Raw genomic sequence first — 11891 nt, 5'->3', positions numbered from 1 at the left:
ATCCAGCAGGCGGTGGAACGGCGCGGCGACCAGGCGCGCGATCGGGCCGGCGCGAGGGGAAGGAGAAGGCATCGCCGCGGCCCATGCACCGCCGGCGCGGCGTAGGAAAGCGGTCAGCGCATCGCCTTCGCCGCCGCCAGCGCCCGCTCGCGCCCCTCGCGATGGCCGACGATCTTGGCGGGGTAGGCCGCCGGGCGACAGCCTGCCTCCTCGGGATCGTGGATCGCCGGGTCCGGCACCCCGGCCAGCTCGGGCACCCAGCGGCGGATATAGTCGCCAGCGTCGAACTTCTCCGACTGCGACAAGGGGGCCATGATCCGGCTGAACATGTTGGCATCGACGCCGGTGCCCGCCACCCATTGCCAATTGACGCTGTTGTTGCCGTAGTCCGCGTCGACCAGGCAGTCCCAGAACCAGCGCTCGCCCGCGCGCCAGTCGATCAAGAGGTGCTTGGTGAGGAAGCTGGCGGTGATCATCCGCAGCCGGTTGTGCATCCAGCCGGTCGTCCACAGCTGGCGCATCCCGGCGTCGACGATGGGATAGCCGGTGCGCCCCTGCTCCCAGGCCTTGCGGTCGGCGTCCGCCTCCTTGCCGGTCCGCCAGCGCAGCCGGTCATAGGCTGGGCGGCCATTGTCGTCGCCATAGCGGGGCAGCGCCAGCGTCACGCCCGAGGTGAAGTCGCGCCACGCCAGCTCCTTGCGGAACTTCTCCGCGTCGGGCTGGCCGTCGACCGAATGCCACAGCGCCCGCGCGGAGATCTCGCCATGGTGGAGGTGCGGCGACAGGCGCGAGGTGCCCTCCTCCGCCGGCAGGTTACGGTGCGCCTCATACGCGTCGACCCGGCGCGCGAACGCCTTGGCCTTGACGAGCGCCTCGTCCTCGCCGGTGGTCCAGCTGTCGGCGAAGGCGTCGGACCAGTCGCGCTTTGGCAACAGGCCCCAATCAGTTAGCGTGTCGCTCGCCGGCCAGCGATCGGGCGCGGCGATGTGGCGAGGCACCGGCTCGGGATCGGCGGGGGGCAGGTGCGCCTGCAACGCCTTCCAGAACGAGGAATAGACGCGGAACGGCGCACCGGAGCCGGTCGTCACCTTCTCAATCCGGGCGAGCTGATTGCCGTCATGGAGGCACAGTGCGTCGCCCAGCTCCGCCTCGGCGGCGCGCCACCATGGCTCATAGTGGCGCAGCGCGTGGACGCGACTCGCGCCCGTCTCCGCGAGGAGGTCGCGGAGCACCTTGGCAGCCGGGCCACGGCGCAGGATCAAGCGGCTGCCCTTGTCCGCCAGCGCCTTGCCGAGCGCGGTCAGGCTATGGTGCAGCCACCAGCGCTGCGCGCCGCCAATCCGCCACTCGCCCGGCCCCTCGTCGTCGAGGACATAGACCGGGATCACCGCGCCCTCGGCGGCGGCGGCGATCAGCGCCGGCTGGTCGTGGAGCCGCAGGTCGCGGCGCAGCCACAGGAGGACGGGATCAGGCATCCCGTCTCAATCCCTCAAAGCGCGTGGGGTTGCTTGTCGACCATCCAGGTCTGGCCCTGGCTCACCAGCTTCTGCAGGTCGGGCTTCTTGCCCACGCTGGCACGAGCGTTCTGTTCGATCACCGCGCTGTCGAAGGTAGGGGCGGGGTCGTCGTAGAGGATGCCCAGCGCCATCGGAAAAGCGCCGAACGGCATCTCGACCAGCATATGCGCCAGTCCGCGATTGGTGACGTCATGAACCACCAGTCCCGACACGTCGTCATCCGCCACGTCCACCACCTTCAGCGTCAGCGTCGTCGCATCGAGCGCCAGCCCCTTGGTGCCGCCGGCGAAGACCAGCGGCTTGCCATGCTCGACCCACAATTGGTTGGCGTCAGCCCCCGCCTTCTTGTCGGTGAAGGGCGCGAACACGTCGTCATTATAGACGATGCAGTTCTGGAAGATTTCGACGAACGCCGCACCCTGATGCGCGTAGGCGGCCTTGAGCACGCCCACGAGGTTCTTGTTGACGTCGATCGCCCGCGCCACGAAGCGCGCGCCGCTGCCGAGCGCGAAGGCGCAGGGGTTGGCTGGGCGGTCGACCGAGCCGAGCGGCGTCGACGGACTGCGCGTGCCGACCCGCGAAGTGGGCGAATATTGCCCCTTGGTCAGGCCGTAGATCTCGTTGTTGAACAGGAGAAACTGGCAGTTCAGGTTGCGCCTGAGCAAGTGCATGGTGTGGTTGCCGCCGATGCTCAGCGCGTCACCGTCACCGGTGATGATCCACACGTCGAGCTCGGGATTGGCGAGCTTCACCCCCGTTGCCACCGCCGGCGCCCGGCCGTGGATGGTGTGGAAGCCATAGGTCTCCATGTAATAGGGAAAGCGCGACGAACAGCCGATGCCGGACACGAACACCGTGTTCTCCGGCCGCGCGCCGAGTTCCGGCATGGTCCGCTGCACCGCCTTCAGGATCGCATAGTCGCCGCAGCCGGGGCACCAGCGCACCTCCTGGTCGGTCTCCCAATCCTTAGGCTTGCTGACGAAGGGGACGATCGGGGTCATGTCGTTCATGGTCGTGGTCCTGCCCGCAGGCTAAAGTCACAAAAGTCACACCTAATCGCGAACGCGCGCGCGACCATCACGGGTTCACCGCCTCGATCGAGGGCAGCTCGGTACGGTCGGCCTCGACCAGCGTCTCGCCGCCGGTGCCGCAATAGTCTGCGATCGCGGCCTCGATCTCGCTGATCCGGAACGGCTGGCCCGACACCTTGTTCAGCGGCTTGGCATCGACGAGAAACTGGTCACGCAGCACCGTCTTGAGCTGGCCGGTGTTCATTTCCGGTACGAGTATGTGCTCGTAACCCCTTAACAACGCGCCCAGGTTCGCCGGCATCGGCCAGATGTGGCGGATGTGGATGTGGTGGACGTCCGCGCCGCGCTTCCTCGCCCGTCGCACCGCTTGATGAATCGGGCCGAAGGTCGAGCCCCAGCCAACCACCGCGAGCGTGCCGCTGGTCTCGCCCAACTCGACCTGCTGGTCGGGCACTGCGATCCCGGCCACCTTGTCGCGGCGAAACTCGGTCATCGCCTGATGGTTGGACGGTGAATAGTCGATGTTGCCGGTCCCCTGCGCCTTCTCGATGCCGCCGATGCGGTGGAGCAGCCCCGGCGTCCCCGGCTTGACCCAGGGCCGCGCCAGCTTCTCGTCACGTGCATAGGGCTGAAAGCCGCCTTCCGGCACTTCCTCCAAGTGACGCACAGGAAACGGCTGCAAGCCACTGACATCGGGCACTTTCCACGGCTCGGCAGCATTGGCGATATAGCCGTCGGTCAGCAGCATTACCGGCGTCATATATTGCGTTGCGATCCGCACCGCCTCGATCGCCACCTCGAAGCAATCGCTGGCCGAACGCGCCGCCAGCACCGGCATCGGTGCGTCGCCGTTACGGCCATACACCGCCTGATACAGGTCGGACTGCTCGGTCTTGGTCGGCAGCCCGGTCGAGGGTCCGCCGCGCTGCGAATTGACGATCACCAGCGGCAGCTCGGTCATGATCGCCAGCCCGATCGCCTCCCCCTTCAGGGCGATGCCGGGGCCGGACGACGAGGTGACGCCCAGCTGCCCCGCATAGCTGGCCCCGATCGCGCTGGCGATCGCGGCGATCTCGTCCTCCGCCTGGAAGGTGGTGACGCCATATTCCTTCAGCCGCGACAGATGGTGGAGGATCGCCGAGGCTGGCGTGATCGGATAGCCGCCGAAGAACATCGGCAGGTCGGCCAGATGCGTGCCGGCGACGAGGCCAAGGCTGATCGCCTCCGCGCCGGTGACGGTGCGGTACAGCCCCGCCTCGACCGGTGCCGCGGCGACGTGATGCTGCTTGAGCGGCCCGGCCAGCTCCGCCGTCTCGCCATAGGCATGGCCGGCGTTGAGCGCGGCGATGTTGGCCTCGGCCAGTGTCGGTGTCTTGGCGAACTTGGCCTTGAGCCAGTCGACGATCGGCTGGCGGTCGCGATCGAACATCCAGAGCGCCAGCCCCAGCGTCCACATGTTCTTGCAGCGCAGCGCCTCCTTGTTGCCGAGGCCGAACGGCTTGACCGCGTCGAGGGTAAGCTGCGATATGTTGAACGACAGCAATTGCCACTTGGCGAGGCTGCCGTCGGTCAGCGGGTTGGCGGCGTATTTCGCCTTGTCGAGGTTGCGCTGGCCGAACTCGCCCTCATCGGCGATGATGAGGCCGCCGGGCTTCAGCGCGTCGACGTTCACTTTCAGCCCGGCGGGGTTCATCGCGATCAGCACGTCGGGCTGGTCGCCGGCGGTCTCGACCTCGGTCGAGCCGAAGTTGATCTGGAACGCGCTGACCCCGAACAGCGTCCCTTGCGGCGCGCGGATCTCGGCCGGAAAGTCGGGGAAGGTCGCCAGGTCGTTGCCGGCCAGCGCAGTTGACAGGGTGAACTGGCCGCCGGTCAGCTGCATCCCGTCGCCGCTGTCGCCGGCGAAGCGGACGACGATCGACTCCGGGTTGGGGTGCGCCGACGCCTCGGCGGGCGTGATCTCGTGGACGGCGGAGGCCATGAACTATCCTGACGGGTATCGTTGCCGTCCTCTAGGTCCGCGGCCCGCGATGGGGCAAGCGGTTATGCTGATGCCGCGCGCAAGTGCAGCTTGGGCTAGAGCAACGCCTCGATGTCCGCCGCGATCGCTTCCGGCTTGGTGGTCGGTGCATAGCGGCCGACCGCCTTGCCGGCGCGATCGACCAGGAACTTGGTGAAGTTCCATTTGATCGCCTTGCTGCCGAGCAGCCCCGGCGCTTCGGCCTTCAGCCGCTCGAACAGGGGATCGGCGGCCGCGCCGTTGACGTCGATCTTGGCGAACACCGGAAAGGTGACGTCGTAGGTCAGCGAACAGAAGCTGGCGATCTCGGCGGCGTCGCCCGGCTCCTGCGCGCCGAACTGGTTGCAGGGGAAGCCGAGCACCTCGAAGCCGCGGCTGCCAAAGCGGCGGTGGAGTGCCTCCAGCCCGTCATATTGCGGGGTGAAGCCGCATTTCGACGCGGTATTGACGATCAGCAGCACCTGACCACGCCATTGGCCGAGGCCGGTGGTCGCGCCATCGGCGGTGCGGACGGTAAGATCGGTGATCGTCATGCGTGCCTCGCGAGCAGATATGTGAGGTTCTGGCGCACCCCCGGCCATTCGCGGTCGAGGATCGAATAGACCACCGAGTCGCGCAATCGCCCGTCGACGATCTGGTGCCCGCGCAGCACCCCGTCGCGGGTCGCGCCGAGCCGCTCGATCGCTGCCTGCGAGCGGCGATTAAGTCTGTCGGTGCGCAGTTGTACGCATTGGCAGCCGAGCGTCTCGAAGGCATGGGTGAGCAGCAGCAGCTTCGCCTCGGTGTTGACGCCGCTGCGCTGGACACGGGTCGCGTAGAAGGTGCCGCCGATCTCCAGCCGGCGATGCGCCTCGTTCATCCGCATGAACTTGGTGGTGCCGCAAACCTCGCCGTTCGCGTCGAGGACGGCGAACACCAGGGCCCGCCCCGCTTCCTGATCGGCAAAGGCGCGCGCCATGAAGGCTTCGGCATCCTTCATCTGCGCGACGCTGGCGTAGAACAGGTTCCACAGCCCGTCCGCCGACGCCGCTGCGACCAGCGCGGCCTTGTCGTCGGACACCAGCGGTCGCAGCGTGACGTGACAGCCCGCCAGCGTCGGGACGGCGCGCCAGCTCACCGGCCTGGCGGTGTCGTTACGGCGGGCGGCGATGCGGTCGTCCGCCCGACCCATAAGAAGCCGTCAAAGGCCGGATCACGATTCTCGCCAGGCGCGGCACCTAGCCCGATATAGGCCGGACGGCTCAGATCGGCCGACCCGCGCGTCGGATGAGCGCCGCATTCGATGGCGTCTTTGGGGATGCCCTGCCCTGCCGGAACCTCGACACCGGGCTTCATCAGGCAGTTCCACATGGTGCCGCCCGCATCGGCCATGTTCAGCGTGGTCACCGCGCCGGCCGCTGCCAATCGCATCGCCATCGGCTCGAACGTCACGCCGCCGCGCGTCACCGGCTGCTTGCGAGCGTGGAGATTGCCGGTCAGCACCAGCACATCATCATGGCGGCCGCTATCGGCCAGGCGGATATTCTCCGCCTGCTCGGCCTCGTGCGGCCCCTGTCCCGGCAGGGCCGCAAACCGCGCCGCCTGCGCCGGATCGCGCGCACCGTTGAACGCGACGACGTCAATCGGCCGGCCGCCGGTCCGCAGGCGATGAAGCCGCACCAGCAGCTCGAACATCGCCCGGCTGGCGACACCGTCCTTGCGCCCTGCCCAGCCTGTGCGCACCAGGGCGGCGGCGAACCGCTCGTCGGGAAGCGCCCAGGCCGCCTGCAACGCCGCGTCGTCGCTCGCCTGCTGCTCGATCGCGACGAGCAGCCGATCGCCGCGGAAGGCGAGACCACAGGCGACATCGCCGACCAGTGCCGGGGCCTCGGCGGTGCCGTGAACCTCGCCGAACACGACATAGGCGGTCCGGCGCTTGTCGACCTCCTCCCAACCCGACGGCAGCTCGCATTTCTCCAGCGGGCCGGCCACCGCCAGCGCCATCGCCATCAGTCCGATCACGCCAGCCTCCCCTCATGCAGCCGCAGCACCCGGTCCATCCGCGCCGCCAGCCGCTCGTTGTGGGTGGCGACCAGGGCGGCCGTTCCCTCGCCGCGGACCAGCCGCAGGAACTCGGCGAAAACGATGTCGGCCGTGTGCTCGTCGAGGTTGCCGGTCGGCTCGTCGGCCAGCACCAGCGCCGGCCGATTGGCGAGCGCACGAGCGACGGCGACGCGCTGCTGCTCGCCGCCCGACAGCTGGCTGGGGCGGTGGGTCAGGCGGTGGCCGAGGCCAAGCGTCGTCAGCAGGTCGCGCGCCCGCTCGTCGGCGGCGGCACGCTCCGCGCCGCGCACCAGCTGCGGCAGCACGACATTCTCGGTGGCGCTGAAATCAGGCAGCAGGTGGTGGAACTGGTACACGAAGCCGAGCTGGTCGCGGCGCACCAGCGTGCGGCCGTGCGCGCCAAGCTGCGCCGCCTCGGTACCGGCGATGCGGATCGAACCCTGAAAGCCGCCTTCGAGCAGCCCCACCGCCTGGAGCAGGGTCGACTTGCCCGACCCCGACGGCCCGAGCAGCGCAACGATCTCCCCCGGAGCCACCGAAAGGTCGACACCGCGCAGCACCTCGATCGTCTGCCCGCCCTGGGTGAAGCTGCGCGCGAGGTCAGCGGTCTGGAGAACCGGGCTATTCATACCGCAGCACCTGCACCGGATCGGTGCTCGCCGCCTTCCACGCCGGGTAGAGCGTCGCCAGGAACGAGAAGACCAGCGCCATCAGCGCGATCACCACCACCTCGACCGGATCGGGCTTGCTGGGCAGCTCGGTCAGGTAGCGGATCGACGGGTCCCACAGATTCTGCCCGGTCACGAGCTGGACGAAGTTCACCACGCCCTGCCGGTAGAACAGGAAGATCGCCCCGAGGATCAGCCCCGCGACGGTGCCCAGCGCGCCGATCGTGGTGCCGACCACCATGAAGATGCGCATCAGCCCGCCACGCGTGGCACCCATGGTGCGCAGGATGGCGATGTCGCGGGTCTTGGCGCGGACCAGCATGATCAGCGACGAAAGGATGTTGAACACCGCGACCAGGATGATGATCGACAGGACGGTGAACATCGCCACCCGCTCCACAGCCAGCGCCTCGAACAGCTGCGCGTTCATCTGCCGCCAGTCGGTCACCACCGCGTCGCCGCGCGTCGCCTTGGCCAACGGCGCGAGGATTGGGCCAACCCGGTCTGCGTCGACGGTCTGCACCTCGATCATGCCGACCGTGTCGCCCATCAGCAGCAGGCTCTGCGCGTCCCGCAGCGGCATCACGACATAGGCCTTGTCGTAGTCATAGACGCCGATCTCGAAGATCGCGCCGACGGTATAGCTGACGATGCGCGGCACCGTGCCGAACGGCGTCGTCTGCCCCTGAGGGCTGATCAGCGAGATCTGGCTGCCGACATCGGCCCCCAGCTCCTCGGCGAGCCGCGCGCCGATCGCCACCCTGCCCGATCCGGGCGTGACTGTGGCCATGCTGCCGGCCAGCACCTTCTTGTTGATCGTCGGATTGCTGCGGATGTCCTCGGCCCGCATTCCGCGCACCAGGATCGCCTCGACGCGGCCGTTATAGCTCGTCATCAGCGGCTGGTCGATCAACGGCAGCGCGCTGGTGATCCCAGGCGTCGCCCGCGCCTGTTTCAGCACGTCCTGCCAGTCGGGCAGCCGGCCGCCGACGCCCTGCACCACGGCATGGCCGTTCAGCCCGACGATCTTGTCGAACAGCTCCGCGCGAAAGCCGTTCATGACGCTCATCACGATCACCAGCGCGGCGACGCCCAGCATCACCGCGACCAGGCTGATCGACGCGACCAGGAAGATGAACGCTTCGCCCTTGCCCGGCAGCAGATAGCGGCGGGCGATCATCCGTTCGTAGCGCGACAGGATCACCATGCGCCGGGCTCTACGGTCCGGGCACAGCCGGCGCAACGTATGTTGCGGAATCATCACAGCCGCGGGGCATTCGCAGCGATGCCGCCAGATCGGCGATGACAAGCGCGCCGGCCGCTCCTAGCAGGATACCACTGACACACAGGCAAGGCCGTGGTTCGGGGATTACCGCAACGCCGCAGCGAACACGCGCGGCCGGGGCGGCCAAGGGGGCTGACGAGCGATCGTCACGCAGGCGCCCGGATCGGCAACGGTCCGGGCGTTTGCCGTTGCGGCACCGTCTGCGCAACGGTGCCGGGCGGCGACCGGGAGCTTCCGGATCGCGAGCCGCCGCCCGGCCCCCCTCCAACAGCGATAATACACCATTTCGCTGAACGAAGCATGGCCGATCTGGCCCTCTTGAAGCCGCACGCCTGCATCCCAGATATCGTTCGTGCGGCGCAGCTTGGCTGGCCGCATGAGCATCGCGGACGTCCGGATGCTCGACCACCGTCAACTCGCTCATGAGAGGCTTTGATATGCGACTCGACCTGACCCCCTATCGCCGTTCGACCATCGGTTTCGACCGGTTGTTCGACATGCTCGAGACCAACGCGCGCGGCGCGGGGTCCGAGAACTATCCCCCCTTCAACCTGGAGCGCCTCGCCGAGGATCGATATCGCATCACGCTCGCGGTGGCCGGCTTCTCGCGCGACGAGATCGAGATCACCGCGCAGCAGAACCTGCTGCTCGTCACCGGCCGCAAGGACGAGAAGGCACAGGCCAACGCCGCCTTCCTACATCTGGGCATCGCCAACCGCAGCTTCGAGCGGCGGTTTGAGCTGGCCGACTTCGTCTTCGTCGAGGACGCGCGGCTGAACGACGGCCTGCTGGTGATCGACCTGGTCCGCGAAGTGCCCGAAGCGATGAAGCCCAAGAGCATCGCGATCAAGACCGGCGCGCCGCTGGCCGCCGTCGAGACCGCACCGGTGGACGAGGCCAAGGCGGCGTAAGCCGCTGGCGCTGGTCCAGCGTCGAACGGAAGGCATCCGGATCTGGCGATCCGGGTGCCTTCTTCATGTCACGAGAGCCAGTTCGGCCTGGGTTCGAACCAGGTTGCCGCGTCGTCGCTGAACAGGATCGCGATCGCTACGCCTTCCATCGCCAGCTGGAACACCGAAGCGACGACCAGCGCCGGGCCGTTGCCCGCGGCCGGCATCATCAACCCGGCCCCGCGCAGCACCGCGGTGCTGGTGCACAAGCCCAGCAGCCAGCGCGTGATGAGCGCGCCTCGTGCCGCCTTCGACCGGCCGAGCGCCACCATCAGCAGCAGCGTCGCCGCGAAACCAACGCCGAACAGGCGAACCCCCAGGATGCGCATCGCCAGCGTGTGTGCGGCATCCGAAGCAAGCGCAAAGCCGAACGTCGTCGTCTGCATCCCGGCCAACGCGCCCATGAGCGACAGGATGATCGACATGACGAACAGAAACACGAAGATGGCGATCGAGATCGGCCATCCGCCCTGCGTCGTATCGCTCGTCATGCCGCCGCCCTTCCGCCCGGTCCGCAGGCAGGTCTAGGCAGAGGCGGTTAACGTTTCGCCACCGCCGCTACACCAGCCGCGACTGCTTCACCGCCGCGGCGATGAAGCTCGCGAACAGCGGGTGCGGCTCGAACGGTTTGCTCTTCAGCTCCGGGTGGAATTGCACGCCGACGAACCAGGGGTGGTCGGGCCGCTCGACAATCTCGGGCAGGGTGCCGTCGGGCGACATACCGCTGAACACCAGCCCGCCCCGCTCCAGCGCCGCCTGATAGTTGGTGTTGACCTCGTAGCGGTGGCGGTGGCGCTCGGAGATGTCGGTGCCGCCATAGATCGAGGCCACCACCGAATTGCCGTCAAGCCGCGCGGCATAGGCCCCAAGCCGCATCGTGCCGCCCATGTCGCCCTGCGCCTCGCGCTGCTCCAGCCCGTCGCGGCCCATCCATTCGGTGATCAGGCCGACCACCGGCTCCTCGGTCGGCCCGAACTCGGTCGAGGAGGCGGCGGCGATGCCGGCGAGATCGCGCGCGCCCTCGACACAGGCCATCTGCATCCCAAAGCAGATGCCGAAATAGGGTACGCGCCGCTTGCGCGCGAAGCGGACGGAGGCGATCTTGCCTTCCGCGCCGCGTTCCCCGAACGCGCCGGGGACGAGGATGGCGTGGCACGGCTCCAGCTCGGCGGTGACGTCGCCCTCCCCCTCGAAGATCTCCGCGTCGATCCAGCGGATGTTGACCTTCACCCGATTGGCGATGCCGCCATGGACCAGCGCCTCGTTGAGCGACTTGTAGGCGTCCTGCAGCCCGACATATTTGCCGACGACGCCGACCGTCACCTCGCCTTCGGGGTTGGTCAGCCGCTCGACGATCTCGCTCCAGCGACCGAGGTCGGGCTTGTCCGCCACCTCCAGCCCGAAGGCGCGCAGCACCTCCGAATCGAGCCCCTCGGCGTGATATTGCAGCGGCACCGCGTAGATGCTCCGGGCGTCGAGCGCGGGGATGACGGCGCTGGCGGGAACGTTGCAGAACAGCGCGATCTTGGCACGCTCGCCGGCCGGCAGCGGCTTCTCGCAGCGGCAGACCAGCACGTCGGGCTGGACGCCGAGCGCGGCCAGCTCGCGCACGGAGTGCTGGGTCGGCTTGGTCTTCAACTCCCCCGCCGCCGAGATGTACGGCACCAACGTGACATGGATGCTGATCGACTGCGCACGGCCGAGGTCGTTCTTCAACTGGCGGATCGCCTCGATGAAGGGCAGCGATTCGATGTCGCCGACGGTGCCGCCGATCTCGCACAGCACGAAGTCGACATCGTCGGTCTGCGCCACCGCGAACGCCTTGATCGCGTCGGTGACGTGGGGGATGACCTGCACCGTCGCGCCCAGATAGTCGCCGCGCCGCTCGCGCTGGATGATCTGCTGATAGATGCGGCCGGAGGTGATGTTGTCGCTCTGCCGCGAGGGCACGCCGGTGAAGCGCTCGTAATGGCCGAGGTCGAGGTCGGTCTCGGCCCCGTCGTCGGTGACGTAGACTTCGCCATGCTGGTACGGGCTCATCGTGCCCGGGTCGACGTTGAGGTACGGATCGAACTTCCTGATCCGCACCCGATAGCCGCGCGCCTGCAGCAACGCTGCCAGGGAGGCGGCCATCAGGCCCTTGCCAAGCGACGACACCACGCCGCCGGTTATGAAAATGAACCGCGCCATGGGATGTACCGTGTAGCGAAGGAAGCCGTCAGCCGGCAAGCGCCCGCGTCATCCGCCGGCCGATTTGCAGACGCCGCGGCCGATCAGTTGGCGAGCGGGACCGCGCTGTTGCTCGCCGGAGCGCGCAGCGGAGCCTGCGCCGCGGCGGCGTTCTGGGCGGCACCGGCGAGCGGGTCGCCGTTGACCG

The 11891-nt window shown here is 68.1% G+C and carries 11 protein-coding genes; 1 reads left to right on the top strand and 10 read right to left on the bottom strand.

All coding sequences use genetic code 11. The annotated features are described in order from the left end of the window. Positions 1-113: 113 nt before the first annotated feature. The 8 genes from HUU96_RS04520 to HUU96_RS04485 form a co-directional block, all read right to left on the bottom strand. Entirely contained in the window at positions 114-1475 is a 1362-nt protein-coding gene (locus tag HUU96_RS04520; RefSeq protein ID WP_174291664.1) for a cryptochrome/photolyase family protein, read from the bottom strand. Positions 1476-1489: 14 nt separating this feature from the next. Then, positions 1490-2527, bottom strand: coding sequence for a 2-oxoacid:ferredoxin oxidoreductase subunit beta (locus HUU96_RS04515; RefSeq protein ID WP_174291663.1), 1038 nt, complete (start codon positions 2525-2527; stop codon positions 1490-1492). Between the two features lie 67 nt (positions 2528-2594). Continuing rightward, positions 2595-4529: a 2-oxoacid:acceptor oxidoreductase subunit alpha gene (locus HUU96_RS04510; protein WP_174291662.1), complete on the bottom strand. Its 1935-nt coding sequence runs from the start codon at positions 4527-4529 to the stop codon at positions 2595-2597. Between the two features lie 95 nt (positions 4530-4624). Continuing rightward, positions 4625-5101: a glutathione peroxidase gene (locus tag HUU96_RS04505; protein ID WP_174291661.1), complete on the bottom strand. Its 477-nt coding sequence runs from the start codon at positions 5099-5101 to the stop codon at positions 4625-4627. After that, complete coding sequence (locus HUU96_RS04500; protein WP_254604988.1) at positions 5098-5685, bottom strand: GNAT family N-acetyltransferase; 588 nt, start codon at positions 5683-5685, stop codon at positions 5098-5100. The genes HUU96_RS04505 and HUU96_RS04500 overlap by 4 nt, the downstream gene beginning before the upstream one ends. Then, positions 5682-6569 carry a hypothetical protein gene (locus tag HUU96_RS04495; RefSeq protein ID WP_174291659.1) on the bottom strand — a complete coding sequence of 296 codons (888 nt, stop codon included), beginning with the start codon at positions 6567-6569 and terminating at the stop codon, positions 5682-5684. The genes HUU96_RS04500 and HUU96_RS04495 overlap by 4 nt, the downstream gene beginning before the upstream one ends. After that, the gene (locus HUU96_RS04490; RefSeq protein ID WP_174291658.1) at positions 6566-7240 is read right to left on the bottom strand and encodes an ABC transporter ATP-binding protein; all 675 of its coding nucleotides are present in this window, start codon (positions 7238-7240) and stop codon (positions 6566-6568) included. Before HUU96_RS04490 ends, HUU96_RS04495 begins: the two co-directional genes overlap by 4 nt. Then, positions 7233-8483 (bottom strand): lipoprotein-releasing ABC transporter permease subunit, encoded by a 1251-nt coding sequence (locus tag HUU96_RS04485; protein WP_174291665.1) that lies wholly within the window; start codon positions 8481-8483, stop codon positions 7233-7235. The genes HUU96_RS04490 and HUU96_RS04485 overlap by 8 nt, the downstream gene beginning before the upstream one ends. 503 nt (positions 8484-8986) lie before the next feature. Here HUU96_RS04485 and HUU96_RS04480 point away from each other — a divergent pair. Beyond that, positions 8987-9475 (top strand): Hsp20 family protein, encoded by a 489-nt coding sequence (locus HUU96_RS04480; RefSeq protein WP_174291657.1) that lies wholly within the window; start codon positions 8987-8989, stop codon positions 9473-9475. Between the two features lie 68 nt (positions 9476-9543). On the opposite strand, the gene HUU96_RS04475 is transcribed toward HUU96_RS04480, so the two are convergent. Beyond that, positions 9544-10005, bottom strand: coding sequence for a hypothetical protein (locus HUU96_RS04475; protein ID WP_174291656.1), 462 nt, complete (start codon positions 10003-10005; stop codon positions 9544-9546). 67 nt (positions 10006-10072) lie between these two features. Beyond that, a complete protein-coding gene (locus HUU96_RS04470) occupies positions 10073-11704 on the bottom strand; it encodes a CTP synthase (protein WP_174291655.1) in 1632 nt (543 codons plus the stop codon). Between the last annotated feature and the right edge of the window lie 187 nt (positions 11705-11891).

It is taken from the genome of Sphingomonas bacterium (genome assembly GCF_903644135.1).
GTDB lineage: Bacteria > Pseudomonadota > Alphaproteobacteria > Sphingomonadales > Sphingomonadaceae > Sphingomonas.
Note: the sequence above shows the minus strand (reverse complement) of the source record. Positions and strands in the feature narration are given on the sequence as shown.